The sequence below is a fragment of the Bacillus cereus group sp. MS39 genome, assembly GCF_040448665.1.
GTDB lineage: Bacteria > Bacillota > Bacilli > Bacillales > Bacillaceae_G > Bacillus_A > Bacillus_A wiedmannii.
Genome location: NZ_CP123058.1, coordinates 488,058 through 512,979 on the forward strand (window position 1 = coordinate 488,058; position 24,922 = coordinate 512,979).

The window sequence follows — 24,922 nt, forward strand, 5'->3', positions numbered from 1 at the left end:
GGAGGGACACACCAACATGGCGAAGCAACTGCCAGATATCGGCGATTATAAATATGGTTTCAAAGACAAAGACGTTTCGATTTTCCGTGCTGGACGCGGTTTAACAAAAGAAATCGTTGAAGAGATTTCACGTATGAAAGAAGAACCACAGTGGATGTTAGACTTCCGTTTAAAATCACTGGATAAGTTCTATGAAATGCCAATGCCACAATGGGGCGGCGACTTAAACGACTTAGATTTCGATGAAATTACGTACTACGTAAAACCATCTGAGAAATCTGAGAAGTCTTGGGATGAAGTACCTGAGGAAATTAAAGCGACATTTGATAAATTAGGTATTCCTGAAGCGGAGCAAAAATATTTAGCTGGTGTATCTGCACAGTACGAATCTGAAGTTGTATACCACAACATGAAAGAAGACCTAGAAGCTCTAGGAATCGTCTTCAAAGATACAGATAGCGCATTAAAAGAGAACGAAGATATTTTCCGTGAGCATTTCGGAAAAGTAATCCCACCAACAGACAACAAATTCTCTGCATTAAACTCTGCAGTTTGGTCTGGTGGATCATTCATCTACGTTCCAAAAGGTATTAAAGTGGATACGCCACTTCAAGCGTATTTCCGTATTAACTCTGAAAATATGGGACAATTCGAGCGTACGCTTATTATCGTAGACGAAGGCGCACACGTACACTACGTAGAAGGTTGTACAGCACCTGTTTACACGACTAACTCACTTCACAGTGCGGTAGTAGAAATCATCATTAAGAAAGATGCTTATTGCCGTTACACTACAATCCAAAACTGGGCGAACAACGTATACAACCTAGTTACAAAACGTGCGGTTTGTGAAGAAAACGCAACGATGGAATGGATTGACGGTAACATCGGATCTAAATTAACGATGAAATACCCAGCAGTTATCTTAAAAGGCGAAGGCGCTCGTGGTTTAACATTATCTATCGCGATTGCTGGTAAAGGCCAACACCAAGATGCTGGTGCGAAAATGATTCACTTAGCACCAAACACGTCTTCAACAATCGTTTCTAAATCGATTGCGAAGCATGGTGGTAAAGTAACTTACCGTGGTATCGTACAATTCGGACCAAAAGCGAAAAACTCTCGCTCTAACATCGAGTGTGACACGTTAATTATGGATAACCAATCTACATCTGATACAATTCCTTACAACGAAATCAAAAACGATTACGTTTCACTTGAACACGAAGCGAAAGTATCGAAAGTATCAGAAGAACAATTATTCTACCTAATGAGCCGCGGTATTTCTGAGCAAGAAGCTACAGAAATGATCGTAATGGGCTTCATCGAGCCATTCACTCGCGAACTTCCAATGGAATACGCAGTTGAAATGAACCGCCTAATCAAGTTTGAGATGGAAGGTTCTATTGGTTAATATATGTATGAAAAAAGCGCCCTGCTGTGCAGGGCGCTTTTTTATGTTGTGCTGGGGGTCGATTCAGTTTAGGTCAGTTCAGTTCAGGCTGGGATACCCAGGCGGGTGTTCAGCTAAATATATCAGCGATTATTCAAATAAATCGACCATAACTCGGAATATATCGGCGATTATTGCAATATATCGACGTTTCGACAAGGGATATCGACTTATCGACAAAGTAAGACAAAAGAAATTCCGTATATACCCCACAACATGTTGTAGGAAAAGAGACTGACTAGTGGTATGGAAAAGATATTGACAAACCCACTGGAAAATCCAATTGAAGCCCCACCTATCGAACTCTCTGTTAAACTTTTTGACAAATCCCCCGAACCCCAACCAAATCCCCGTTCAATCATCTAAAACCCTTCCACACACTAGAAAAAGTTTTCTTATCAAAAAGGACAATCTTTTGCTTTTTCTTATAATGCGAGTACAATGTAAAATAGCAAGAAAAGACGAAAAGTATTTACAGGATTATTGCGTACGCGTAGCGTAAATGGCAGTAAGGAACTGAGAGGAGGTTTTTTCTCTGAATATAAATAAAGAAACAATCATCCACCTTTATCATACAAACGATATACATAGTCATTTTGAAAATTGGCCGCAAATTTCTCGGTTTGTACAAGGGGAGAAAAAGCGAAGACAGGAAGCGGGAGAGACCGTTTTGACGGTTGATATCGGCGATCATGTGGATCGTTTTCATAGCATTTCGGAAGCGACGAATGGACTGGGCAATACGAAGCTTTTGAATGAGGCGTTATATGATTATGTAACGATCGGAAATAATGAAGGAATTACGTTAGCGAAGGAGCATTTGAATCGTCTATATGATGATGCTGGATTTGAGGTGCTCGTTGCGAATTTATTTGAAAAAGAAGGGGTACGTCCAGCGTGGGCAAAGCCTTATAAATTACATACAACGACAGATGGGATTACGATTGCCTTTATCGGGTTAACGGTAGCTTATCCAGAGTTTTATCATATGCTCGATTGGCATATTGAGGATCCGCTTATCCATTTAGAGTCTATTTTAGAAGAAGTGCGAGATGAGGCTCATATTACGGTTGTCCTTTCTCATCTTGGGAAAAGCATGGATGAGTATATGGCAGAGCATTATGATATAGATGTTATTTTAGGTGCACATACGCACCATTTATTTGAGCGTGGCATTCTTATGAATAATACTTTACTTTGTTGTTGTGAAAAGTGGGGACGTTACGTTGGGCACGTTCAGCTTACTGTGGATAAAGAGACGAAGAAGCTGTTGAAAAAGGACGGTAGAACGATTAAGACAGAACGTTTAGGTGCTTATAGCAAACCGTTATCCACAATTGAATTGCTGCAGGAAGAAAGTAAACAGATTATGGCAGAGCCTATCGTTCATTTAAAGGAATCATTACCAGTCGATTGGTTTCATGAGACGGCATTTTCGCATATGTTAGCAAATGCGCTGAAAACGTGGTGCGGTGCAGAAATTGGAATGGTGAACGCTGGTGTGCTATTAGAGGGATTAAATGAAGGTGTTGTGACGCGCGGAGATATTCATAGAATTTGTCCACATCCAATTAATCCATGTTTATTAAAAGTGCCGGGGAAAACGTTAAGAGAAGTTATTTTGAAAGCACGTCGCCCGAATATGGAGAACCTTGAGGTAAAAGGATTCGGATTTCGTGGGAAAGTGATGGGGAAAATGATTTACGCTGGTGTCGAAGTCATTCCAGATATGATTCCTGGGAATAAAATTTTACTGGAAGATGTATTGATTAACGGGGAATCGCTGGAATTAGATCGTATATATACAGTAGGAACGATTGATATGTTTACATTCGGATACTTATACCCAGAGCTATCCACACTTTCTGACAAACAATATTATATGCCAGAGTTACTCAGAGATGTGTTAACAGACGTGTTGATAACTCATACATCTTCCGTCAAACTATAGGCTAGTTAACTTGTAACACTCATTTTTCTCTTGTCATACAGATAAGAAAGAGAGGAGTGTGGACTATGGTTAATGTGGAGCCAATTATAATCGATAATTATACGTTTATTGCGGTTAGCGTCAAACTTCCAAAGACAAATTTGCTAGCTGTAATGAGCGATAAAGGATATATTATGTGCGGTGCATTAGATGTAGGTCTTTTAAATGAGAAGTTAGGTGATCGAGGAATTATTGCTGGCCGTGCGGTTGGTGTAAGAACGATTGAACAACTTCTTGAAGCACCGCTAGAATCAGTCACGATTGAAGCCGAAGCATTAGGTATTACGGCAGGCACAATCGGAAAAGAAGCATTATTAAAAATGAGATAAGCATATATCGTCCCTCCTTCTTGCATAGAAATGATATAAGAAGGAGGTTTTTTTATGAGTATATTTCGTTCGAAAAATTCGCGGTTTCGAAGGGGACCAATTTCCTTTCGGCACATACTGCTTATGTCGTTTATTCTTTTTGTCATATTACTCGTGCAAGGATTATGGATTGTGAATAAAAGCATTCAGCCGACATTACTTAAATATGGGGAAGTAGAGACGCATAAAATGGCGACAGCGGTTATGACGAAGGCGGTAAAAGATAGAATTAATGAAGGGTTTGATGTCGATTCATTAATGAAAGTACAAAATGATAAAAACGGAAAAGTATCCACAATTAATTTAAATACAAAGCAAGTAAATGAAATCGTAACGTCAACGACCACATACATAGAAAAATATTTACAGCAAGTAGAACAAGGTGATTTGAAGGGGCTAGGTATTTCTGAAAAAAATGGGGCAACGATGGCAGTTCCTTTTGGTCGTGTAACGGATAATGCGCTTCTTGGAAATATAGGTCCCGATATTCCAATTGATTTCACGACGATTGGTCATGTGAATACGGATATTAAACAAAAAATTGAACCGCACGGGATCAATACGACAGCGATTCAAATTATTATGGAGATGGAAGTCACGTTGCAAGTGATTATTCCATTTCATACGAAAGAAATAAAGGTAAAACAAGATGTTCCGATTGCAACGCGCATTGTTCAAGGGGAGGTACCTACTTATTATGGAAGCGGGAGTGTGGTTGTACCTGATAAAAAGAAAACGGATAGTTAGCCGAATTAAAAAAATAACCGTAGCAATATGCTACGGTTATCGTTTTGTATTCGTGCGTTCTTTTCGCTCCCACAGACTTAAATGCATGTATGGATCGAAAGCCCATTCTGTATAACCATTGTCTTTATACATACCGAAATGTAGGTGGGGCGGGAATTTTCCCGCTGTGCCGGGAGGGCCGTAACCGGTGCTACCGACAAATCCGATTACTTTTCCTGGTTCGACAATTTGTCCAAGCTGTATTTCTTTTGAGAATCCGCCTAAATGAGCGTAATAATGGTAATTATTATGAAGGTCGCGAATACCGATGCGCCATCCGCCAAGACGGTTCCAGCCTTTTGTTTCAATAATGCCATAGCAAGTAGATCTTACTGGTACACCATAGCCTGCAAAAATATCAGTTCCTTCATGAACTCTCCTTCCCCCAAAACTTCTTCCAGCACCGAAAGTACTACGGTAGCTATGGTCACTACGAATCGGAAGAGGGAAAGCATTTCCTTCTAAATTAATACGTCCGTAATGTTTATAAATTTGGGCGTATTCGGTAATTAATTCAACTGTTTTCGCACGTCTATAATATTCCCAAAGCATAATGTGAACACGGTCTTCGGACGTTCCTTGTTTCTTTAAAATTGTCGCTGCTGTATGCAGAAGATCACGGTCGTTATTTGCGTTTGCAAATCCATCTTTGTCACCATCTAAACCCAATCCGCCAAATAGAGAAATTGTATGGGGGAGAGTGTCGTTACCATTAACGGGACCAGCCCATATTTCTGGTTTGAAATAAAGGGAAATAATGGCATCTGGTTTTTTCGGAATATCTTTTCTTACGCTCCGTATATTTCTTTCGTATTGATCCATTGCAGCTAAGTAATACCACGGAATGCCTGAAGATTGCTCGGTTTCTTTATATAGTGCCATGCGCTTTTCGTATATGCTTTGCTGATTATCTTCACCGTAAGCGATGTTTTGGTGGAGAAGAAAGCAAATTGAAAGCAAAAGAGAAATTTTTCGAAGCATGAAATAGACTCCTTTCACAACATCACTCTTTTTAGTGTGGGATATACGGAGTATTTCATTATAGGGAACGATTGGAAAAAATCTTAGAATCTTCATTTGAGCAAATCGCTTTCATACGTTAGAATAGATATGTTACATTGAAAGAAGCGAACACGGTAAACTATTTCATATTGTGCGGAGTTGATAACCATGACAAAACAAACAGAATATAAGCGCAAGCCCGAATGGTTGAAAATTAAGTTAAACACGAATGAAAACTATACAGGCTTAAAGAAAATGATGCGTTCTAAGAATCTTCATACAGTTTGTGAAGAAGCGAAATGTCCGAATATTCATGAATGCTGGGCTGTAAGGAAAACAGCAACATTTATGATTTTAGGTGCGGTTTGTACACGTGCTTGTCGTTTTTGTGCGGTTAAAACAGGCTTACCAACTGAGCTTGATTTACAAGAGCCAGAACGCGTAGCAGATTCTGTAGTACAAATGGGCTTAAAGCACGTTGTTATAACAGCGGTTGCACGTGATGATTTAAAGGACGGAGGAGCAGCTGTTTTTGCTGAAACAGTACGCGCTGTACGTCGTAAAAATCCATTTACGTCAATCGAAGTATTACCATCTGATATGGGTGGAGTAGAAGAAAACTTAAAAATGTTAATGGATGCAAAACCAGATATTTTAAACCATAACATTGAAACAGTACGTCGATTATCTGACCGAGTTCGCGCTAGAGCAAAATATGATCGTTCATTAGAGTTTTTACGTCGAGCAAAAGAAATGCAGCCTGATATTCCAACTAAATCGAGCATTATGGTGGGCTTAGGTGAAACGAGAGAAGATTTAATTGAAGCGATGGATGACTTACGTGCAAACAATGTGGATATTTTAACTCTTGGACAATACCTACAGCCATCTAAGAAGCATTTACCAGTTCTTAAATATTACCCACCAGCAGAATTTGCAGAGCTTAAAGAAATTGCACTTAGCAAAGGCTTTAGCCACTGTGAAGCTGGCCCACTTGTGCGTTCTTCTTACCATGCGGACGAGCAGGTTCGTTCTGCAAAAGAAAAAACAGCAGAAGCAAAATAATGAAAAAAGAGAGCTAATCATTAGCTCTCTTTTTGTTTATATTCTAAAACAGTATTTGGGCATGTTAATAAGATTTTCTTTAATTCCTCTGTGGATAATTCAATTGTAAATTCAGGTACACCAGGTGTAATTAAAATTTTATCGTAAGCATAAATAGCAATATCCACAATAATCGTTACATTTTGTGAATAACCGAAAGGAGCTACACATCCTGGAGTACAGCCTGTTTCTTCTCTTAGCTCATCAGGAGAACAGAGAGATAAGCTTTCTCCTGTTATTTCTTTCATCTCTCCTCGGTTGAGCCTTGTACCCTCTAACGTAAAAAATACGTAATAATCTCCAGACTTTGATTTTAAAAATAAGCTTTTACTTGGAGTGCCGTGTAAGCCAAGTCTTTCACGTACGATACGATCTGTTTCATAATCGAGTACTGGTTCGTGTTCAAACTTTTCGTAAGAAGCATTTGTTTTATGTAGTAAAGCAAGTACATCTTCGTACATATGGAGTGATACCCCTTTCTATTGTTAGTACAGTTTCTTCTCGTGGCGTCAACTGAATGTGTTGGAAAGAGATATTACTTGGACGGTGCTTCCCATAATCGTTTTAGGATACATTGTTTATCGAGTGTAATTTCGTAAATATCAGGATTCGTTAAAGCTCTCCATTCAATAAAGCCGATCGTATGATCAAAGTGCTTTAAAATGAGCGTGAGTAAGTTGCCGTGTGTAACAAGTAGTGTTGTAGTATGTTTTAACTTTAAAACGTCTTGGATAAGTGATATAGCACGATCCGTCGCTTGTTTTGTTGACTCTCCGCCTGAAAAGGCAATATCTATATTTGTAAAAGTAGATTCTAGTTTTTGCAACCAATCATCCATTGGAACGTCGCTTAATATGCGTTCAGCTAATCGTTCATCTTCTTGGATAGACAAGTTAGCTTGAAGCGCATAGGGCCGAATTGAATCGATAGCTCGCACAAATGGGCTTGAAATAATATGATCTATTTGTGATTGGTTTTCTAAGAGGAATGTAGCAAGAGTGTTTGCTTGATTTTTTCCGGCAATCGTTAATTCGGCATCACGTTCTTGTCCAGTTGCTGAACAATGTCGTATTACAATCAATTTCTTCATAATTCATCCCCATCTTTCAAGTTGACGCTATATACTTCGACAAATGTGGGGAAAATTCCTTTTTATTGGAAACGGCATATTGATTTAAATATGTGGAAAAGTAATGTGGATAAATGAACATTTGAGGTGTAATGATGAAAAAAATGATATGTATTATATTCGTTCTTTGTTTTTTTATACACTTGTCCACAACATATGCAGAATCCAATCAAAAATTAAATTATCCAAGCAATCGAAATAAATCGTTTGTGAGTGAGGATGTGTTTTATGAACAGTTAGATAAAAAGGTGTATAAAGAATATAAAAATGCAGCATATAGCGTTCGAAAAAAAATCTCATTTAAAGAAGTGCCTGATGAAGAATTTTCTTTCTTACAAAAAACAGCTGTGGGTTGTCGGAGTAGTGTGGTGTTCCAAGATTCTTTTATTCACCCTGATCGCCAAGTTTATTTTTTCGCGTCCTTTTTTCAAAATGAAGCAGAAGAGTTTCATAAGTACATTGTTATAGATGCAGAAACGAAGAGGGAGCTGCAAGAGGGCGAGAGTTATCATCATTGCGAAAATCGTGGTAAAAAATAACCCACCAGTTGGTGGGTTATTTTTTATTCCGGTACACTCATTAATTTCTCTTTCATTTTACGAATAAGAATGACAGCACCAATTGTGAAGAGAAGGGTAATTCCTTCTGCAACAAAGATGTTAATTGTTTTTGTTTGATAAAGTGCCGCGAAAAAGTCTACAAATGCGTGGAATAATATAGCGTAAACAAGGAAGATATATTTCTTCTGTTTTACTGCGTATAAGACAAGCATTGTAAAGGAAATTTGCAATACAAGAGCCATAATTCTTTCCAAGCTGCCAAGGAAGTATAAATAAGCAGGTTGTTCTATTAACATATCCTTTACAAGGTTTAATTGTGGTAGTTTTTCTGCCATTTGAGCGAAGCTACCATTGTTAATAGCATTAGCGAATATAAGTGTCTGCAATGCAGAGAATCCGCCAACTAAAATGGATTCAATCCCGCCGTGACCAATTCCATAAGCGAAGCCATCTTTATATTCTAGATATTTTTTTAGTAGGAAGAAGAAGGCAACGAAGCGTCCTAATTCTTCAAAAATACCAGCAGTTAGTCCACCATAAATTGCAAAGATAAACGGATTTTCTAAAAATGGAGCGATTGCTGGATTACCACGCATAAATAGGTGGAACGGTGTTTCGAGAATTTGGGTAAATCCAATAAAGATAAGAACACCAACGCCGACTACTTTCCAATTAATATTATATTTTTTACGGAAATAAACAAACGCAATAATAGGTACCAGAATCGAAATCACAAGTTGAATTGTGATACTGGCAATTACCGTACTTGAAACCATACTTTCACCGCTTTCTAATATATGTACATATCTATTATGCATGAAATATAGTGGAGATGAAACTTTAAAAAAAAATGAATTTACTTATTGACTCTAACGTTGCGTCATACTTTATCGTATGTACTAAGGGGGAGATACACATGACAATGAAGGTAAAAGAAGTAGCTAATTTAGTTGGAATTAGTGTGCGCACACTGCATCATTACGATGAAATTGGGTTATTAACCCCAGACGAGACGACAGAGTCTGGATATCGTCTGTATTCCAATGAAAATTTAGAGACATTGCAGCAAATTTTATTTTTTAAAGAACTAGGCTTCCCTTTGAAGAAAATTAAAGAAATTATTATGAGTCCATCATTTGACCACGAAGAAGCACTACAGCTTCATAAGAAAATGCTTCTTGAAAAGCGTGCCAGATTAGATAAGGTGATTGCGACGATTGATAAAACAATTCAGCATACAAAAGGAGAGATTGAAATGACGAATAAAGAGAAATTTGAAGGCTTTGATTTCAGCCATAATCCGTACGAAGAAGAAGCGCGTGAACGATGGGGAGACGCAGCTGTAGATAAAGCGAATGAATACGCGAAAGGTATGTCAAAAGATAATCAAGAAGAGTTTAATACTATTTACAGAAATTTAGCGGCCCTTAGACACGGCGCACCAGATTCTAAAGAGGCACAAGAAGCAATTGGAGTATGGTACGATTACTTGCAAAACTTCGGAGAGTATTCATTAGATGCTTTTAAAGGACTCGGTCAAATGTACGTCGCAGATGAGCGCTTCACGAAAAATATCGATAAGTTTGGTGAAGGGTTAGCACAGTTTATGTGTGATGCGATGGCGGTTTATGCGGATCGTAAGAAATAGTCAAAAATAAAGAAGGTGGAGGTTTTCTCCACCTTCTTTATTTTTTTATCATATCATTCAAAGTCTGATCCCCCGTATTGTTCAAATGAGGATTTTTACTCATTTCCCGTTTTAACATGTCGAGGCTCTGTGTATATTCTGTATCATTTAAAGCGCCAGATTGAAGGCCTTGAATTTGAGAAATCAACTTTTGGTCTGTTGATACATATGCTTTATAATAGCGAGGGACGATGGACAAAGCAGCTTTATATACTTGATCTGCTACGAGTTTTGGATCCGTTGTGTTTGCACGGTATACAACAAATACTTCATCATCGGTAACGAGCGTAGCAGCGTTTGTAACGTCAGGAAGTTTGACTGTCATGCTTGTAATCATTTCAGCGACTTTCTCACGGTTAATGGCTCCTACTTGTTTGTTAGATACTTCATGTTTTTGTTTAGATGAATAACCGACTCTCGTTAATCTTGTATTTGTATTTTCCGTATGATACATGTCGTTTTTATTGGAAACAAGAACACGACTTCCTTCTTCACGTTCCATTTCGGCTTTATTAGATGATTGACAGCCTGCGAATAAGGAAAGAGTGAGGAGAGAGAGTATAATTTGTTTTTTCACGATGTATCACCTCCTTCTCCATAGCATGCACTAATTTTCAATTTTTTGTATTTGAAATTGTTGGTTGGTATGCTTTGTGATACGATAAAAAGAAGAATGCTTAGAGAGGAAGTTAATGATGGAGCAAAAGCAAGAGCAAGAGATGCATGCTACGGTGAGCATTAATAATGTGCAGTACGAAGTAATTAAAAACTTTCGTGACGGTTTTAGTGAAGAAGCATTTAAAGAGCGTTATGCAGAAATTTTAAATAAATATGATTATATCGTTGGGGACTGGGGTTATGAGCAACTTAGATTGCGCGGTTTCTTTGATGATAGTAATCAACGTTCGACATATGATACGAAAATTAGTACGTTAACGGAGTATTTATACGAGTACTGTAACTTCGGTTGTGCACACTTCGTATTACGAAAAGTGAAGAAATAAAAAAATCCTCTTACGATTGTAAGAGGATTTTTTGCATTATAAACAAATCGAGATATGATCGCCTTCAGAAAGTATTGCATTTGGTTTCATTTGTTGTCCGTTCAATTGAATATCCCCATTTTTAATTTTATCCACAATGAGTGTACGGCTCCAGTCGGAAATATATGTGGATAAAGCTTTATCGATTCGGTGGGAACCGAAAACGATATCTAATACGATTGTGATTTCAGCTACGCCACCTTCTTTATGATGTGTAATGGAAATGGTAGTAGTTGTTTCTGTTTGATCTTGCTTCGTCATGTCGACTGTTTCAACGTGATCAGTAAATGATTTATAAATACGAAGTTTTTGGTTCCACGTATGATCTTTCGGACATTTATAAATGGCAAAACGATATATATTTTTTCCGTTGGCGTTATGCCTACGAATATTCGTGTCAGTAAATAAGGTAGTGCGTCTGCAATTTTTACAATACTTTTCAATTGTACCTTGTTCATTTTCATATAAACTCCAAGAAAGTTGTACTTTTTGCATTTTCCTTCACCTCTTATAGTAGTGGCAAAGAAACGTAATACAGCTATTTGGATGTCTTGTAGTATGAAGGCATGAGAAATAGACAAAAATAAAAGGAGGTTCCCCAAAGAGGAACCTCCGTAAACATCATACTACAGATGCGTTACGTTCCTTTGTAATGGGAATGGGCAGACTACTCCCTTGAAAAAGCGTGGTGCTTTTTTGAGAGTAATGCTATCCAATTGCTGGTCCATTACAAAGTAAATGTCGGCATACGTAGATAACGTCCTTTCTATCCAAATAGATTTATTCTTAATTATAACATATAAGATCGAAAATTCGAAATACTTAAAGCGAAAAAACACCAGCTAAAATAGCTGGTGCCTACGATAAATTATATAAGTTCAAATAAAAATGAGCGTAATTCTTCTGCAATTTCTTCAGTCATAGAAAATGCATGCTCTAAGTAGCCTGGTTCGTTTAAATCGTCAGGACCGATGATTGCAAATCTATTGCGCTGTATATCAAGGACAATTGTTTTACCGTAATGACGATCGGAGTATAAAAGCGCTAAATCATGACGCTCATTTTCTCCCATAAAGCTAACGAAACGAGTTCTTGTAGCGACTGTATCGTCGTACAGAAAGAAACGTTCTTCCATACACATGGCTCCTTTATTAAATATCTAAGTTTAAGTGTGGTTTATGATCTAAATGGTGATGCGTTTTAATGAATCGTACCGTTCTTGTTTTGTAACGCATAACGATAGAATATGTTTCAGCTAGATCTCCGCCAAGGAATTTAACACCGTCTAATAACTCACCAGCAGATACACCAGTTGCTGAGAAGATTGCATCATCCCCAGATACTAAGTCATCTAACATAAGAAGTTGACGAGGATCTTCTAATCCCATTTCACGACAACGAGCTTCTTCTTCTTCGTTCATTGGAACTAAGCGAGCTTGCATTTCACCTTCAAGGCATTTTAATGCTGCTGCAGAAATAACACCTTCTGGAGCTCCGCCAATACCAACGAATAAATCAATACCCGTTCCAGGTAGTGCTGTTGCGATTGACGCACCAACATCACCATCACCAAATAATTTTACGCGTGCACCTTTTGCACGAACACGGTCAATAATATCTTGATGACGTTCACGTTCTTGAACGATAACTGTTAGATCACGAATCTTTTTATTGTTAGCTTCTGCTACAATTTCAATTGTTTTTTCAATTGGATCATCTAAGCTAATTTTACCAGCTGCTTTTGGACCAACCGCGATTTTTTCCATGTACATATCAGGAGCATGAAGAAGGTTTCCTTTATCTGCGATTGCGATAACTGCCATTGCATTTGCAAGACCTTTTGCAACGATGTTTGTACCTTCTAATGGATCAACGGCAATGTCTACTTCTGGACCGTTACCTGTTCCTAGTTCTTCACCAATATACAACATCGGTGCTTCATCAAGTTCTCCCTCACCAATTACAACTGTACCTGCCATGTTTACTGAATCAAACATATCACGCATTGCTGTAGTTGCTGCATCATCTGCTTCGTTTTTCTTTCCGCGGCCCATCCACTGTGCGGATGCTAATGCTGCTGCTTCTGTTACACGGACAATTTCTAGTGCGAGTTCACGTTCCAAGATTCCATTCCTCCAATTTCAAAAATCATACAAATATAACTATAACAAATAACGGAGAAAAGGTGAATTCGAAAAATTGTCGATTTTTTCAGAAGAAAGCGTTACAATTAAAATGTAAATGCTTTAATTTCCAGGTAGGTGACATTCATGTATTTTGTAGACAGAAAGAAAATAGAACAAATGCTAGTATGTTTAGAACGAGCAACAAGTACATTTCAAGAGAAAAAGATATATGAAACCGAGTTTGAATTTTACGCATTAGAACGCATAGCTCATCTCATTATTGATTGTGTATTAGATGTAGGGAATGCGATGATTGATGGATTTATTATGCGCGATCCAGGAAGTTATGAAGATATTATCGATATTTTGATGGACGAGCGAGTGATAAGTGCAGAAGAAGGACAAGGAATGAAAGAAATTATCCTTCTTCGAAAAATGCTTACGCAAGATTATATTCAAATGAATCATGATGAATTATATAAGACGATTCAAAAACATATTGCAGTGGTAGAGAAATACCCAGCAAATATTCGCAGTTATTTAGAGAAGGAATTAGGACCTGTATCTGCATTTGTACCAGAATAATTATGCTTATAAGATCCCCAGGACTGCCTTTTGGGGATCTTATATTGTATGTGAGAAAGTAAAGGGAAAAGGGAGAAGGGTTAAGCATGGGGGAAGCACGTACGACGAAAGATGAAATTGTGCAATTGTTGAAAGTTAAGGGAGAGCACACAGTAGCGGAACTAGCTGACGTTTTAGAGATTACAGAAATGGCGATCCGAAGACATTTAAGTAATCTTGAGAAAGATGGTTTCATTTATTCTAAGATGGTAAGACAACATGTCGGAAGACCAACTTATTTATATGGATTAAGTGAAAAGGGAGAAGATACATTCCCGAAGGAGTATAAGCAATTTGCGATTGATATGCTAGAAGATTTAGCTCGAATGGGTGATGAAAAAATACTTCGTTACGTTTTAACAGAGAGAACGAAGCGAATGGAAGAACAGTTGCAAAAGCGAGTGAGTAATCAAAAGAATTTAGCATATAAAGTGCAAGAGATAGCAGCTATGCAAGAGAAAAATGGTTATATGGTTCAAATAAAGAGAGATGGAGAGAACTCTTTCGTAATTGAAAAACAAAACTGTCCGTTAAAAGAAATTGCAGAGAGATTCCCGCAAGTATGCGAAGATGAAAAAGAGATGTATAATCGTTTATTTGCAGGAGCAGATGTAAAGACGTTAGCAAACATGTGTGAGGGCGATTGTAGTTGTTCTTACCAAGTAAAAGAGAAAAAATGAACGTTATGGGGCGCTTTAAGGTAAAGCGTTTTTTTCTTTTTGAAAAGCGGGTAATATAAGAGTGGTATGATAGGTGAGAACGTTAGCATAGAAGGAGAGACATAATGATGTATAAAGGTTACTTAATTGACTTAGACGGTACGATGTATCGCGGAGAAGAACAAATTGAAGAAGCGAGCGACTTCGTAAAAGCGTTAGGAGAGCGCGGTATTCCTTATTTATTCGTTACGAATAACTCAACTCGTAAACCAGAACAAGTGGCAGAAAAACTTGTTCGTTTCGATATTCCAGCGGAAGCAGAGCAAGTATTCACAACGAGTATGGCGACAGCGAACTTCATTTATGAACGTAAACAAGACGCAACTGTATATATGATTGGTGAAGAAGGCTTACATGATGCGCTTGTGGAAAAAGGATTTGAACTTGTGGATGAAAATCCTGATTTCGTTGTTGTTGGTTTAGATCGTGACATCACATATGAAAAATTAGCAAAAGCTTGTCTTGCTGTGCGTAACGGCGCAACGTTTATTTCTACAAATGGAGACATTGCCATTCCGACTGAGCGTGGATTATTACCAGGTAATGGTTCATTAACATCAGTTGTAGCAGTATCAACAGGTGTGGATCCAATCTTTATCGGAAAACCAGAATCAATCATTATGGAACAAGCTTTGAAAGTGCTTGGCATAGAAAAGAATGAAGCCTTAATGGTTGGGGATAACTACGATACAGACATTTTAGCAGGAGTAAATGCTGGAATGCATACGCTTCTTGTCCACACTGGAGTCACAACTGTGGAGAAGTTAACAGAATACGAAGTTCAACCAACGCAAGTTGTGCATAACTTGACGGAGTGGATTGAGAAGATGTAATGAAAAACAGGTAGCCGGAAGAGGTTACCTGTTTTTTTTATGCATAATTGCATATGTGCTGTTGTTATATAAAATGTAAAATTCATATGTAGTGATATTAAGAGGAGGGAATCAGAGTGTACTGGATGTCATGTATTATGTTTGTTTTTACATTATGTGTTTTGTTCTTTGTTCTATGGAAAATATATAAAATAAATGAAATGAAAAAAAGCGCGGGAAAACTCATTGCAATGTATCCTCGAGTGAAGAGACGGTGGATTGCGTTACTTGGACCAGCATATTTCATTGGACAATGTATGTATATATATGCTCAGTACGTAAGTGGCGATATTGATACAGCTGAAAAGTTTCTTATTCAGTTGGGTAGTTATGTTGTAGCAAGTTGTTTTATGACTTTAATAGCTATCCATCTTATTAAAAGTGTACAAATATATGAAAAAGGTGTAGTAGACGGATTAAACTTTTATTCATATGAAGAATTAAAAGGCTATAAAACATCAACATGGGAAAATCCAAAAGAAAATATATTTTTATATCGCGGGCGAGAAAAAATGAATGACAATGTGAATTTACTTATTAGACAGGAAGATATGAATGAATTAGAAAACATTCTTCGAAGATATATTCCGAAATTGATGATGAAATAAAAAAACTCCGGTTGTGAAAACCGGAGTTTTTTTATTAAAATGCACGATTCACAACATCTTTAACCTCTTCAAGATATTGTTTACGCACATTATCATCCACAGAAGGGACACTCGTATAGAATGTATGCTCAATTGTTTCAATGCCTGTAAATTCAAAAATACCAACATCAGCTGTTTTCTTCATTGCATCAAACATACCGCCTGCTGTGTATGCTTCTTTCGTATTTCCCATTGTAGATAATAATAAGCCTTTTTTATCGCTTAATAGTTTTTCAATGCCATTTTCACCGTAAGCATAAGCGAAGCCGTGGCTAAATACACGGTCAACATATCCTTTTAAAATAGCAGGAAGTCCCGCCCACCAAACTGGATAAATAAATGTAATGCTATCCGCCCAAGAGATATGCTCTTGCTCTTCTTTAATATCTTCTGGTGTGTTTCCTTGAGAAAATGAGATGAAATCGGAAGCGCCTAATACTGGATTGAAGTTTAATTCGTATAGATCGCGAACGCGTACTTCGTGAGCTTTTTCTTCTAATTCACTTTTTACCGTTTCTAAAATCGCATGGTTGAAGCTTTCTGTATTTGGGTGTGCATAAACGATTACATGTTTCATTGTTCTTCCTCCTATTTGTGGATATGTGAATAGTTTTTATGTATTCGTGTAACTATTATGGTTACTTTTTTTATGAGAGTCAATTTTTCTGACATGAGAAATATTAGTGTGTGACAAAAAAATACAAAATAGTAGGGATTTTGTATTTTTGAATAGAATATATAGATTGGTAAATAGAGAGAGAAGGGGATATGGGGATGAATATTATTGAAATTGAAAGGTTAGAAAAATCGTTTGATATTGGGGATAGTAAAGTAAAGATATTAAAAGGTATTAATCTTCAAATTCAAAAAGGAGATTTCGTTTGTATTATGGGGGCAAGTGGTTCAGGGAAAACAACTTTATTGCAGCTATTAGGTGGATTAGATATTCCATCGGTAGGTAGTATTCGAGTTGACGGTACAGAGATTTCAACGTTAAAAGAAAAAGAGCTCGCTTTATTTAGAAGACATAAAATCGGTTTTATTTTTCAACAGTTTAATTTGATTCCGGTGTTTAGTGCAGAGGAAAATGTAGGATTACCGTTACTGTTGGATAATGTATCGCAAAAGAAGGCAACGGTGACAGCAACTCGTTTATTAAATCTCGTCGGGTTAAAAGGAAAAGAAAAACATTTACCAGCGCAGTTATCAGGCGGGCAACAGCAAAGGGTTGCGATCGCAAGAGCTTTTGCAAATGAGCCGGCTATTATATTAGCTGATGAGCCAACAGGGGCATTGGATTCAGAAAATAGCAAAAATATAATCGCGGCACTGCGCAATGCGTGTGATGAGTTAGGACAAACAGCTGTCATTGTAACGCACGACCCGTTCGTAGCGGCCCATGCGGATAAAGTTGTTTTCTTATTAGATGGTGAAGTAATTCATGAACATGCTGAAAGTAAAGGATGGAAATTTCGAAATATCCCGCAACAAGTTACCCACATTCAAGAGATTATGAATCGCCACTTTAAAGTAGGAGGTAAAGGTGATGCGATGGGTAATTAAGTATGCGATAAAATCGATGAAACAAAATTGGTTGCGAAATATGTTGATTGCCCTCGGTGCAGCTTTAGGTGTTATGTTAGCGACGATGTTATTACTAGGCAATCAATCGGTAGAGAAAAGTGTAAAAGAACAAGTAGTAAGCCGGTATGGAGATTATAATTTACAATTTGGCTATATAAAAAATGATATGTATTTAAATAATGAAAGTTTAAAAGGAATAGATGGCTTAGAAAATGTTGAGAAAATATCAAAAGTACTTATACCATATCCTTTTCCAAATTATAAAGAGTTATCGGGAAAACCGTCCTATTGGGGTGTTGAGCAAGATTCTCCAGAAATGCATTCTTATAAAATATTAGAAGGTCGATATCCGAAAGAAGGTGCTGAAGTAGCGCTGACAAAAGGATATACAGACCGTGAAAATATACGGTTAGGAGATACGATTAAGTTGCCATTCCCGCAGCATGGAGAAAAGAATGTGAAAGTCGTCGGGATTTTAAATCCACCGCTAATGGCAGCAATGGGGCATAGTGCTTATTTTCCAATCCATTGGCTTCAAAAAGAATTAAATCTATCAAATAAATTCAACCTCGTTCAAGTGAAAACCCCCGATGTAAATGTGAAAAGAGCAATTGCTCTTGATGTAAATAAGAAGATAGAAAATATAAAGGTGGATCAACGTACTTATGTTGATAAGGCGTTTGAACGACTAAATGTAATGAAGCCGTTAATTTTTAGTTTAGGTGGTATTGCTTTATTTGTTGTAGCTCTTTTAATAATGGGAAGTTTCTTCTTATCTGTTAGAAGTCGATTTAAGCAGTGGGCATTATTACGTGCACTCGGTAGTAACCCAAATCAAATTATATTAGTCGTTTTATTAGAGGCTTTATGCATCGGGGCAATCGGATCGCTAGCAGGGGTTATTCTTGGGGCAGGTACGCAAACAATTGCAGCATCATTCATTAACAAATGGGTGAATATTGAGGGGGCAGGTAAAGCATCATTCTCAATTTCAGGTGAGATTTTAATCATTACGTTTTTACTAGGCATTGTTATGTCTATCATAGGGGCCATTATACCAGCTTTCATGGTTAGAAAGATTCCACCAGTTCAAGCACTTCGCCCAGGTCTTCCTAGTAATGAGAAAAAAGAAAAGAGATGGAGTGCTTTTAGCCTTAGCGTTTTAATCATTGGTACTGTTATTGGACTAGCAGGTAACGTATTAGAGCAGTATATCGGTTTTAATCCAAGTGCGATAGGAGCGCTGTTATTTGCAGTTGGTTTGTTATTTGCAATTCCGTTCTTTATTCGTATGATAGCACCAGTGATTGCAAAACCGTTTCAAATGATATTACGAATTGAAACGACGATTAGTAGCCGGAATGTAATTCGTTATCGGAATAAGGCAGCTGTGTCGGTTGCTATACTAGCATTTGGTTTTATGTTAGCGCTTGTTGGAACGATGTATGTAAATTCTATGTATGAAGGTATGAAAAAAGGATTACAAAAACATTTACCAGCGGACTTAGTAATAAGAATTCCGGTAGAGTCGCAAGGAATAGAAACATTACCGTTTAGTTGGATGGAGAAGGTTAGAAAAATTGATGGTGTGGAATCGAGTGTTGGGAATGCTACTGACTTTACAGCAAAGCTTGTGAATTATGACTTTAAAAAAGCGAATCAAGAATGGTATGAATTTGTGAAAAAAAACAATTTAAACTACGATTCAATGGAAGTTGTCGGTAACGATATTGTAGCGTACCAGAAAGTAACAAAGGCGAAAGTAATTTCAGGGCAAACTTTAAGTAAGCCATTACAAGATGGTGAGGGAGTCATTACGAAGGAAGTGGCTAAAAATTTAGGACTTCAGTTGCATGATACGATTGAAGTACAAGGAAAAGGGAAAGAAAAACAAACGATTAAAGTCGTTTCGATTATTGAGCAAGGATTAAGGTTAAGAGGGTTAGATATTTTTGTAAATGAACAATGGGCTCGCGATAAGTTTCACGTACAAGGATATGAAGCGATTCAAATTATGACAAATTCTAATCAATCATTTGAAGCGATTAAGAAGCAAGTAAAAGAAATTACAAATAATAAAGAGAATGTAGAAGTTATAAACAGTTATGATTTATTGCAAGAACAAGAGCAGTTATTATCGCAAATGATGATGTTAATTCGCTTGTTAGTAGTAATTGTTTTCATTATTTCTGGTATAGGATTAATGAATGCGATAGTCGCAAGCTTGCATGAAAGACGTGCTGAAATTAGTATGATTCGTGCGGTAGGAGCTATTCCGAAGCAAATGAGACGGATCGTTTTATTAGAGGGAACTTTACTTGGAGCGATAGCTGGTTGTATTGGCATTTTTGGTGGGATTTTGTTTAGCTATATTGTGTTATCAAGTCTAGAGCTAACAGTTATTATCATTCCGTATAATCAAGTCTTCATATTGGCTCTAGCTAGTTTGATGCTTGGGGCAGGGGCAGCGTTGATTGCTTCCTTACAATTAAGAAAGTTTAAATTAAGTGATACTTTAAAGGAGTTGTCAGCATAAAAGATTGCTATACCCCACTCATACAAAGAACAAAGAAAACAAATAAAATGATGACAATACCAATGCCGAAATTAAATACGAGAGTACTATCCATATTATGTAACCTCCTTGTTTGAAAGTAAAAAGCACTCTAGCCAAGAGTGCTTTTTTATTTTGAGTCTACTTCACAACTTTTAGAAAAAGATTCATGTGTGTAAAGAGTTACATTATTTTATGTATTTATACTTTGAAATGAGTAAGTCCTTGTGAGGTATAAAAAAAAGACACTCTTTCAAGTGTCTTTCATGATGACAAAATGTGCCAATTGCTTGAGTTTGATAAGGCGCTAATATCCGTTTTAACGCCTTTTCTTTGATCAAGAAGTGTAGCAACAGCGATTCAAATAAATTGTACCATTTGTTTCATAAGTGTGCGTATGTAATTATGCATATTCCAATTAGAGGGAAATGAGGCGCGAAAAATGAATGAGTATATATAGAATATTTGATTAGGGGAGAGAAGGATGGATATACATAAGTTAACGGTAGAAGAAGCAAATGAGATAAATACGTGGACGTACGAAGAACCTTATAATTTGTATGATTTTTCAGGTGAGAAAGAAGTAATAGAAGAATTATTAGATGGAACGTATTATGGCTGTTGTAACGATAATGGGGGGGTTATCGGCTATTTTTGTTTTGGGGAAAATGCACAAGTACCAGGTGGAAGAGATGCAAATTTATATGGTGGAGAAGATGTAATTGATATCGGACTTGGCATGAAGCCAGCGTTAACAGGGAAAGGGATGGGGAAAATGTTTTTTCAAGCTGGGATAGCCTTTGCTGTTAAAGAATATAAGCCGAAAACGTTTCGACTTAGTGTAGCGACATTTAATACAAGGGCTATTACGCTATATAAAAACATAGGTTTTCAACAAGGACCTACTTTTTTGAGCCGCGGAAGAGAATTTATGCTCATGAAATATGAAAGACCGTCAGTATGAAACTGACGGTCTTTCATATTTTATTCCGAATGCTCAGCTCTATGCGCTAAACGGCTTGAAGCAGCGGCAGCAATTCCGCCAACGATATCATCAAGGAATGTATGCACCTTTCCAGATGATTTATCATTTAAGAATTCTAAAATACCAGGTTTTAATTTATCGATATATCCAAAGTTCGTGAAACCAATAGAGCCGTACACATTAACGATAGAAAGTGCGATCACTTCATCAATTCCGTATAAGCCTTCATCACGTTTTACGATATCTTGTAAAGGCTCACTTAACATTCCTTTTTCAGCAAGGACATCGAGTTCGATACCAGTAATCAGTGCGTTTTGTACTTCACGTTTTGATAATACACGCTCAACGTTATAACGGCATTCTGACATCTCTAAATTTGGATGATATTTTTTTTGAAGAAAATGAACAAGCTCAGCAATATCGTCAATTGTTACACCACGTTCTTGTAATAGTTGTAATGCTCTTTCTTGTAGTTGATTTGATTCTTTCATGTTTATCACCTTTTTTTCTTTTTAGTATTTGTATACGTTTCGTTGCTTTATCATGTGCATAGGAATGAAAGGCGAGCACAAGCTCATATATATAAAGAAAAACCATAGGTGGCGACTGCGATGATTCATCATATTTATGAGCATTATCATATGCATGTTAAAGAATTAATCCCCCTTGGCCCCTATAAAAGCTTTTGGATTCGCAACAAAATTTATGTACTTGTTCCAATTGGAGAAATGGAGGAAGAAGTACTTGTAGAGATGAAAAAGCTCAGTGATTATATGAACCAGCAAGGGGATATAACTGTAGCGACTTTCGTTCCGACTATACACGGGTACTATGTAAGTGAGATAGAAGAACAAAATTACTGCTTATTAAAAGGTATGCGTGCGTTAGAACGACATGCTACATCATTAGGAAGTGAGCTTTCTATATTCCATAAAAGAGGTGCATTCTTTCCAGAAGAAATCGAGCAATTAAGCCGCATAGGCGAATGGAAAGCGTTATGGGAAAAAAGGCTCGATCAATTAGAAAAGTTTTGGCAATCACAAGTGATGAACCACCCTACAGACGTATTCGATCAATTGTTTATTGAATCCTTCCCGTATTACTTAGGAGTTGCAGAAAATGCAATTCAGTATGTTGTCGATACAGAGATGGATGATACGCCGCAAATGACTGATGCAGCAACAATTTGCCAAGAACGATTCACACCTTTATTATGGCATCAAACGAAGCGTCTCAAACTTCCTTTTGATTGGGTGTATGATCACCCAACTCGAGATATGGCAGAATTAATCCGCTATATGATGATAGAAAAAAAGAAAGACTGGGAGCAAACAATCGTTCAATTTGTTACAGATTACGAACGAAATTATTCGCTATCCTCATTTGGTTGGCGCCTATTATTTGCAAGGCTTCTGTTCCCACTTCACTATTTTGAAACAGTCGAAAGATATTACCAAACTGGAAACGAAGAACAAAAAAGCATATATAGAGATCGCTTAGAAGCCATTTTACACGATGTGAACCGCTCTGAGCAATTTATGAAGCACTTTTATGGCTCACTTCGTTTACCAGTCGATAAGTTAGGGATTAGGAAATTAGATTGGCTATCTTAAAATATAAAAAAGAGACCGATTGAGGTCTCTTTTTTATATATCACAATTGTATGTAATACATTATGCCCCTACCTGTTGATCTGCACATATATTTAAAATGAATTGATGTTTTTCGATTTTTTCATTTACTTTACTCAATAATTCTTGCTGAATTTCTTTAAATAAAAATTGATAGCTCGCATTCCATGTTGGTATAACGGATGAAAGGTCTAATAAATACTCTTTTTTCTTTTCTAGTTCTTGAATTGTTAAGAAAGTGTTCCCCATTTTTGGCATGTGTCGTCCCCCTATGTTTTTTACTTTTATATGTGTGAACGATTCTATAGTATTAATTATCTCACTTTTTGAGAAGGATTTCCAATTTTGTTTTATGATGTTAACGCATGAGTGATATTTGAATAAAAAAGGAGACCAAATTTGGTCTCCTTTTAGCAAGTGACTTTGAACGAGCCGCTTCCGCTTTTAGATTAAAATACTTGTTCTACTTCAATAACGCCTGGTACTTCTTCAAGTAATGCGCGTTCGATACCAGCTTTTAGTGTAATTGTAGAACTTGGGCAGCTTCCGCATGCACCCATAAGGCGTAATTTTACGATACCTTCTTCAATGTCTACTAACTCAACGTCTCCGCCATCGCGAAGTAAGAATGGACGTAATTTATCTAATACTTCTAGTACTTGTTCTTCCATATGTGGGTTTTCCATTTTTATCGACTCCTTTCATCAGTTTTATTATAATCAAGATAGAGGGGAAAATCTATTTTTTCTGTTCTTGTTTTATTGCCGAAATTTTTTATCATGTTTACAACGTGTTTTTTCAGTATAGGGGTATGGAATAAGTTTGTAAAATGATGTGCTTATGTAATAAGACATCTGAATATACTGTTGAAACAAGAAGTGGGGGAGAAGAAATGGTTAATGTGCAAGTATATGGGACGAAAGTAATTTGTGCGAGCTGCGTTGGAATGCCATCTTCAACAGAAACGTTTGAGTGGTTACAAGCGGCGATTGGTCGTAAATATGAAGGACAAGAAAATAAATTTAATTTCGAGTATATTGATTTTCAAGAAGAACAAGAAGATGAAGATAAGAAAGCATTCGCAGAGCGCGTAGTGGAGGAAGATTTATTTTATCCAGTCGTTCTTGTAAATGGAGAAATTGTTGGAGAAGGAAATCCTCGTTTGAAGGATGTTTACGAAGAAATCGAGAAATATTTATAAAGCAGGAAGCCTTTGCGAATTTGCAAAGGCTTTTTTTATTGGAGGGATAGATGTGGAGAATGTAGTAAAGCATGCGTTACCGAAAGAAGTAGAGCAGTTGATGGAGCAGTACATAGTAGGGTTAAAAGAAATTTTTTTGGATGAAAAAATAGTCGGGGTATATATTTACGGGTCTATCGCACTTGGTGCATTTCATGTAGAAACGAGTGATGTTGATTTTGTTACGGTAATAAGTGATTCCGTGAATGAGGCTGAAAAACAACAACTTGTAGAATTACATAAGAAACTTAGTGGTAGTACGTTAGGCAAAAGAATGGACGGTATGTATATTCCGCTTGCTGATTTAGGGAAATACAATGATGAAATGAATGAGTACGTGTATTGTGCAGATGGTAAAGCGAATATAGGTCATTGGGATATTAATGCGGTCACATGGTGGACATTGAAAAATCAAGGTATTACAGTTACCGGGAAAGAAGCGGAAGATCTTCCGTTTCAAATAGGGTGGGACGATGTAGTCAATACGATGAAATACAACGTAGAACAGTACTGGAGTGAAAAAGCGAAGCAGCTGTATTTATTTTTCATAGAAGAGTGGGTAGAATCAGCTGTCGTTACGATGGGCCGTATTTTATATACACTAGATCATAAAACAATCGTTTCAAAAGATAGTGGATTGCAATACTTGTTAGAACGTTCAGGGGAAGAATGGGAGCTTTTATTAAAAGAAGTAGCGAGAATACGGCAGAATCCAAAAGAAAAGCGAATGCTCTCAAGGTGGAGAAGGGCAGATATGACGAGGAAGTACTTACTGCATTTAATTGAAACATGTAGAGAGAAATGGTAGGGAAAAACAG

At 37.1% G+C, this 24,922-nt stretch carries 30 protein-coding genes; 18 read left to right on the forward strand and 12 right to left on the reverse strand.

The window, feature by feature from the left end; genetic code table 11:
- The first annotated feature begins 16 nt into the window (after positions 1–16).
- The 4 genes from sufB to yunB all read left to right on the forward strand — a co-directional run bounded on the left by sufB (position 17) and on the right by yunB (position 4,558).
- A complete protein-coding gene (sufB, locus tag QEP67_RS02360) occupies positions 17–1,414 on the forward strand; it encodes a Fe-S cluster assembly protein SufB (RefSeq protein WP_001118829.1) in 1,398 nt (465 codons plus the stop codon).
- A 652-nt stretch (positions 1,415–2,066) separates the two neighbouring features.
- Positions 2,067–3,404, forward strand: coding sequence for a bifunctional UDP-sugar hydrolase/5'-nucleotidase (locus QEP67_RS02365; protein WP_254661707.1), 1,338 nt, complete (start codon positions 2,067–2,069; stop codon positions 3,402–3,404).
- A gap of 65 nt (positions 3,405–3,469) precedes the next feature.
- The gene (locus tag QEP67_RS02370) at positions 3,470–3,772 is read left to right on the forward strand and encodes a DUF1805 domain-containing protein (RefSeq protein ID WP_000248463.1); all 303 of its coding nucleotides are present in this window, start codon (positions 3,470–3,472) and stop codon (positions 3,770–3,772) included.
- 54 nt (positions 3,773–3,826) lie between these two features.
- On the forward strand, positions 3,827–4,558 hold the full coding sequence (gene yunB, locus QEP67_RS02375) for a sporulation protein YunB (RefSeq protein ID WP_046954393.1): 732 nt from the start codon (positions 3,827–3,829) through the stop codon (positions 4,556–4,558).
- Positions 4,559–4,594: 36 nt separating this feature from the next.
- On the opposite strand, the gene QEP67_RS02380 is transcribed toward yunB, so the two are convergent.
- Complete coding sequence (locus QEP67_RS02380) at positions 4,595–5,578, reverse strand: M23 family metallopeptidase (protein WP_000944677.1); 984 nt, start codon at positions 5,576–5,578, stop codon at positions 4,595–4,597.
- A 189-nt stretch (positions 5,579–5,767) separates the two neighbouring features.
- On the opposite strand from QEP67_RS02380, the gene lipA reads away from it, so the two are divergent.
- Positions 5,768–6,664 carry a lipoyl synthase gene (gene lipA, locus QEP67_RS02385; RefSeq protein WP_000166369.1) on the forward strand — a complete coding sequence of 299 codons (897 nt, stop codon included), beginning with the start codon at positions 5,768–5,770 and terminating at the stop codon, positions 6,662–6,664.
- 20 nt (positions 6,665–6,684) lie between these two features.
- Here the strand turns inward: lipA and QEP67_RS02390 are convergent, their stop codons facing one another.
- Both QEP67_RS02390 and QEP67_RS02395 read right to left on the reverse strand, forming a co-directional pair.
- Positions 6,685–7,164, reverse strand: a complete 480-nt coding sequence (locus QEP67_RS02390) for a YbaK/EbsC family protein (RefSeq protein ID WP_000272727.1) — start codon at positions 7,162–7,164, stop codon at positions 6,685–6,687.
- A gap of 74 nt (positions 7,165–7,238) precedes the next feature.
- On the reverse strand, positions 7,239–7,793 hold the full coding sequence (locus QEP67_RS02395; protein ID WP_000734024.1) for a histidine phosphatase family protein: 555 nt from the start codon (positions 7,791–7,793) through the stop codon (positions 7,239–7,241).
- 134 nt (positions 7,794–7,927) lie between these two features.
- Here QEP67_RS02395 and QEP67_RS02400 point away from each other — a divergent pair, with 134 nt between their 5' ends.
- Positions 7,928–8,371 (forward strand): hypothetical protein, encoded by a 444-nt coding sequence (locus QEP67_RS02400; RefSeq protein ID WP_353706515.1) that lies wholly within the window; start codon positions 7,928–7,930, stop codon positions 8,369–8,371.
- Positions 8,372–8,394: 23 nt separating this feature from the next.
- Here the strand turns inward: QEP67_RS02400 and QEP67_RS02405 are convergent, their stop codons facing one another.
- Positions 8,395–9,210, reverse strand: coding sequence for a YhfC family intramembrane metalloprotease (locus QEP67_RS02405; protein ID WP_142950469.1), 816 nt, complete (start codon positions 9,208–9,210; stop codon positions 8,395–8,397).
- Between the two features lie 98 nt (positions 9,211–9,308).
- On the opposite strand from QEP67_RS02405, the gene QEP67_RS02410 reads away from it, so the two are divergent.
- The gene (locus tag QEP67_RS02410) at positions 9,309–10,040 is read left to right on the forward strand and encodes a MerR family transcriptional regulator (RefSeq protein ID WP_087986023.1); all 732 of its coding nucleotides are present in this window, start codon (positions 9,309–9,311) and stop codon (positions 10,038–10,040) included.
- 37 nt (positions 10,041–10,077) lie between these two features.
- On the opposite strand, the gene QEP67_RS02415 is transcribed toward QEP67_RS02410, so the two are convergent.
- Positions 10,078–10,656, reverse strand: coding sequence for a YhcN/YlaJ family sporulation lipoprotein (locus tag QEP67_RS02415; protein WP_000744033.1), 579 nt, complete (start codon positions 10,654–10,656; stop codon positions 10,078–10,080).
- 118 nt (positions 10,657–10,774) lie between these two features.
- On the opposite strand from QEP67_RS02415, the gene QEP67_RS02420 reads away from it, so the two are divergent.
- Positions 10,775–11,083 carry a YutD family protein gene (locus QEP67_RS02420; protein WP_000435949.1) on the forward strand — a complete coding sequence of 103 codons (309 nt, stop codon included), beginning with the start codon at positions 10,775–10,777 and terminating at the stop codon, positions 11,081–11,083.
- Between the two features lie 36 nt (positions 11,084–11,119).
- On the opposite strand, the gene QEP67_RS02425 is transcribed toward QEP67_RS02420, so the two are convergent.
- The 3 genes from QEP67_RS02425 to glpX all read right to left on the reverse strand — a co-directional run bounded on the left by QEP67_RS02425 (position 11,120) and on the right by glpX (position 13,245).
- Positions 11,120–11,617, reverse strand: coding sequence for a hypothetical protein (locus QEP67_RS02425; protein WP_001174565.1), 498 nt, complete (start codon positions 11,615–11,617; stop codon positions 11,120–11,122).
- Positions 11,618–11,990: 373 nt separating this feature from the next.
- Positions 11,991–12,257 carry a DUF3055 domain-containing protein gene (locus QEP67_RS02430; RefSeq protein ID WP_000392614.1) on the reverse strand — a complete coding sequence of 89 codons (267 nt, stop codon included), beginning with the start codon at positions 12,255–12,257 and terminating at the stop codon, positions 11,991–11,993.
- A gap of 16 nt (positions 12,258–12,273) precedes the next feature.
- Positions 12,274–13,245, reverse strand: coding sequence for a class II fructose-bisphosphatase (gene glpX, locus QEP67_RS02435; RefSeq protein ID WP_000439090.1), 972 nt, complete (start codon positions 13,243–13,245; stop codon positions 12,274–12,276).
- A 147-nt stretch (positions 13,246–13,392) separates the two neighbouring features.
- Between glpX and QEP67_RS02440 the strand changes: the two genes are divergently transcribed.
- The 4 genes from QEP67_RS02440 (at position 13,393) to QEP67_RS02455 (ending at position 16,071) form a co-directional block, all read left to right on the forward strand.
- Positions 13,393–13,833, forward strand: coding sequence for a HepT-like ribonuclease domain-containing protein (locus QEP67_RS02440; protein WP_000274003.1), 441 nt, complete (start codon positions 13,393–13,395; stop codon positions 13,831–13,833).
- An 86-nt stretch (positions 13,834–13,919) separates the two neighbouring features.
- A complete protein-coding gene (locus QEP67_RS02445; RefSeq protein ID WP_000503338.1) occupies positions 13,920–14,552 on the forward strand; it encodes a metalloregulator ArsR/SmtB family transcription factor in 633 nt (210 codons plus the stop codon).
- 107 nt (positions 14,553–14,659) lie between these two features.
- Positions 14,660–15,424, forward strand: coding sequence for a TIGR01457 family HAD-type hydrolase (locus QEP67_RS02450; protein WP_002109015.1), 765 nt, complete (start codon positions 14,660–14,662; stop codon positions 15,422–15,424).
- A 116-nt stretch (positions 15,425–15,540) separates the two neighbouring features.
- Complete coding sequence (locus QEP67_RS02455) at positions 15,541–16,071, forward strand: hypothetical protein (RefSeq protein WP_000289895.1); 531 nt, start codon at positions 15,541–15,543, stop codon at positions 16,069–16,071.
- Between the two features lie 34 nt (positions 16,072–16,105).
- Here QEP67_RS02455 and QEP67_RS02460 read toward each other — a convergent pair whose 3' ends face one another.
- Positions 16,106–16,687 carry an NAD(P)H-dependent oxidoreductase gene (locus QEP67_RS02460; protein WP_353706516.1) on the reverse strand — a complete coding sequence of 194 codons (582 nt, stop codon included), beginning with the start codon at positions 16,685–16,687 and terminating at the stop codon, positions 16,106–16,108.
- 197 nt (positions 16,688–16,884) lie between these two features.
- On the opposite strand from QEP67_RS02460, the gene QEP67_RS02465 reads away from it, so the two are divergent.
- The 3 genes from QEP67_RS02465 (at position 16,885) to QEP67_RS02475 (ending at position 21,212) form a co-directional block, all read left to right on the forward strand.
- Positions 16,885–17,673 carry an ABC transporter ATP-binding protein gene (locus tag QEP67_RS02465; RefSeq protein ID WP_001021174.1) on the forward strand — a complete coding sequence of 263 codons (789 nt, stop codon included), beginning with the start codon at positions 16,885–16,887 and terminating at the stop codon, positions 17,671–17,673.
- Entirely contained in the window at positions 17,657–20,230 is a 2,574-nt protein-coding gene (locus QEP67_RS02470) for an FtsX-like permease family protein (RefSeq protein ID WP_353706517.1), read from the forward strand. Before QEP67_RS02465 ends, QEP67_RS02470 begins: the two co-directional genes overlap by 17 nt.
- A 502-nt stretch (positions 20,231–20,732) precedes the next feature.
- The gene (locus tag QEP67_RS02475) at positions 20,733–21,212 is read left to right on the forward strand and encodes a GNAT family protein (RefSeq protein WP_282895055.1); all 480 of its coding nucleotides are present in this window, start codon (positions 20,733–20,735) and stop codon (positions 21,210–21,212) included.
- Between the two features lie 20 nt (positions 21,213–21,232).
- Here QEP67_RS02475 and QEP67_RS02480 read toward each other — a convergent pair whose 3' ends face one another.
- Complete coding sequence (locus QEP67_RS02480; protein WP_000665100.1) at positions 21,233–21,724, reverse strand: phosphatidylglycerophosphatase A; 492 nt, start codon at positions 21,722–21,724, stop codon at positions 21,233–21,235.
- A gap of 120 nt (positions 21,725–21,844) precedes the next feature.
- Between QEP67_RS02480 and yutH the strand changes: the two genes are divergently transcribed.
- Positions 21,845–22,846: a spore coat putative kinase YutH gene (yutH, locus tag QEP67_RS02485; RefSeq protein ID WP_000581274.1), complete on the forward strand. Its 1,002-nt coding sequence runs from the start codon at positions 21,845–21,847 to the stop codon at positions 22,844–22,846.
- Between the two features lie 60 nt (positions 22,847–22,906).
- Here yutH and QEP67_RS02490 read toward each other — a convergent pair whose 3' ends face one another.
- Together QEP67_RS02490 and QEP67_RS02495 are read right to left on the reverse strand one after the other, a co-directional pair.
- On the reverse strand, positions 22,907–23,122 hold the full coding sequence (locus QEP67_RS02490) for a hypothetical protein (protein ID WP_001125487.1): 216 nt from the start codon (positions 23,120–23,122) through the stop codon (positions 22,907–22,909).
- 191 nt (positions 23,123–23,313) lie between these two features.
- Positions 23,314–23,550: a NifU family protein gene (locus QEP67_RS02495; protein ID WP_000431158.1), complete on the reverse strand. Its 237-nt coding sequence runs from the start codon at positions 23,548–23,550 to the stop codon at positions 23,314–23,316.
- Between the two features lie 206 nt (positions 23,551–23,756).
- Here QEP67_RS02495 and QEP67_RS02500 point away from each other — a divergent pair, with 206 nt between their 5' ends.
- Positions 23,757–24,065: a YuzD family protein gene (locus QEP67_RS02500; protein ID WP_000248590.1), complete on the forward strand. Its 309-nt coding sequence runs from the start codon at positions 23,757–23,759 to the stop codon at positions 24,063–24,065.
- A gap of 52 nt (positions 24,066–24,117) precedes the next feature.
- Positions 24,118–24,912 carry a nucleotidyltransferase domain-containing protein gene (locus QEP67_RS02505; RefSeq protein ID WP_002109019.1) on the forward strand — a complete coding sequence of 265 codons (795 nt, stop codon included), beginning with the start codon at positions 24,118–24,120 and terminating at the stop codon, positions 24,910–24,912.
- The last annotated feature ends 10 nt before the right edge of the window (positions 24,913–24,922 follow it).

What these genes read in the sequence shown, in the direction of transcription:
- sufB (WP_001118829.1), top strand. Translation starts at nt 17, where the DNA reads ATGGCGAAGCAACTGCCAGATATCGGCGATTATAAATATGGTTTCAAA.
- QEP67_RS02500 (WP_000248590.1), top strand. Translation starts at nt 23,757, where the DNA reads ATGGTTAATGTGCAAGTATATGGGACGAAAGTAATTTGTGCGAGCTGC.
- QEP67_RS02390 (WP_000272727.1), bottom strand. Translation starts at nt 7,164, where the DNA reads ATGTACGAAGATGTACTTGCTTTACTACATAAAACAAATGCTTCTTAC.
- yutH (WP_000581274.1), top strand. Translation starts at nt 21,845, where the DNA reads ATGATTCATCATATTTATGAGCATTATCATATGCATGTTAAAGAATTA.
- QEP67_RS02465 (WP_001021174.1), top strand. Translation starts at nt 16,885, where the DNA reads ATGAATATTATTGAAATTGAAAGGTTAGAAAAATCGTTTGATATTGGG.
- QEP67_RS02480 (WP_000665100.1), bottom strand. Translation starts at nt 21,724, where the DNA reads ATGAAAGAATCAAATCAACTACAAGAAAGAGCATTACAACTATTACAA.
- QEP67_RS02430 (WP_000392614.1), bottom strand. Translation starts at nt 12,257, where the DNA reads ATGGAAGAACGTTTCTTTCTGTACGACGATACAGTCGCTACAAGAACT.
- QEP67_RS02370 (WP_000248463.1), top strand. Translation starts at nt 3,470, where the DNA reads ATGGTTAATGTGGAGCCAATTATAATCGATAATTATACGTTTATTGCG.
- QEP67_RS02380 (WP_000944677.1), bottom strand. Translation starts at nt 5,578, where the DNA reads ATGCTTCGAAAAATTTCTCTTTTGCTTTCAATTTGCTTTCTTCTCCAC.
- QEP67_RS02490 (WP_001125487.1), bottom strand. Translation starts at nt 23,122, where the DNA reads ATGCCAAAAATGGGGAACACTTTCTTAACAATTCAAGAACTAGAAAAG.
- QEP67_RS02450 (WP_002109015.1), top strand. Translation starts at nt 14,660, where the DNA reads ATGTATAAAGGTTACTTAATTGACTTAGACGGTACGATGTATCGCGGA.
- QEP67_RS02445 (WP_000503338.1), top strand. Translation starts at nt 13,920, where the DNA reads ATGGGGGAAGCACGTACGACGAAAGATGAAATTGTGCAATTGTTGAAA.
- QEP67_RS02460 (WP_353706516.1), bottom strand. Translation starts at nt 16,687, where the DNA reads ATGAAACATGTAATCGTTTATGCACACCCAAATACAGAAAGCTTCAAC.
- lipA (WP_000166369.1), top strand. Translation starts at nt 5,768, where the DNA reads ATGACAAAACAAACAGAATATAAGCGCAAGCCCGAATGGTTGAAAATT.
- QEP67_RS02410 (WP_087986023.1), top strand. Translation starts at nt 9,309, where the DNA reads ATGACAATGAAGGTAAAAGAAGTAGCTAATTTAGTTGGAATTAGTGTG.
- QEP67_RS02495 (WP_000431158.1), bottom strand. Translation starts at nt 23,550, where the DNA reads ATGGAAAACCCACATATGGAAGAACAAGTACTAGAAGTATTAGATAAA.
- QEP67_RS02470 (WP_353706517.1), top strand. Translation starts at nt 17,657, where the DNA reads ATGCGATGGGTAATTAAGTATGCGATAAAATCGATGAAACAAAATTGG.
- QEP67_RS02420 (WP_000435949.1), top strand. Translation starts at nt 10,775, where the DNA reads ATGGAGCAAAAGCAAGAGCAAGAGATGCATGCTACGGTGAGCATTAAT.
- QEP67_RS02405 (WP_142950469.1), bottom strand. Translation starts at nt 9,210, where the DNA reads ATGCATAATAGATATGTACATATATTAGAAAGCGGTGAAAGTATGGTT.
- QEP67_RS02400 (WP_353706515.1), top strand. Translation starts at nt 7,928, where the DNA reads ATGAAAAAAATGATATGTATTATATTCGTTCTTTGTTTTTTTATACAC.
- QEP67_RS02440 (WP_000274003.1), top strand. Translation starts at nt 13,393, where the DNA reads ATGTATTTTGTAGACAGAAAGAAAATAGAACAAATGCTAGTATGTTTA.
- QEP67_RS02395 (WP_000734024.1), bottom strand. Translation starts at nt 7,793, where the DNA reads ATGAAGAAATTGATTGTAATACGACATTGTTCAGCAACTGGACAAGAA.
- QEP67_RS02425 (WP_001174565.1), bottom strand. Translation starts at nt 11,617, where the DNA reads ATGCAAAAAGTACAACTTTCTTGGAGTTTATATGAAAATGAACAAGGT.
- QEP67_RS02475 (WP_282895055.1), top strand. Translation starts at nt 20,733, where the DNA reads ATGGATATACATAAGTTAACGGTAGAAGAAGCAAATGAGATAAATACG.
- yunB (WP_046954393.1), top strand. Translation starts at nt 3,827, where the DNA reads ATGAGTATATTTCGTTCGAAAAATTCGCGGTTTCGAAGGGGACCAATT.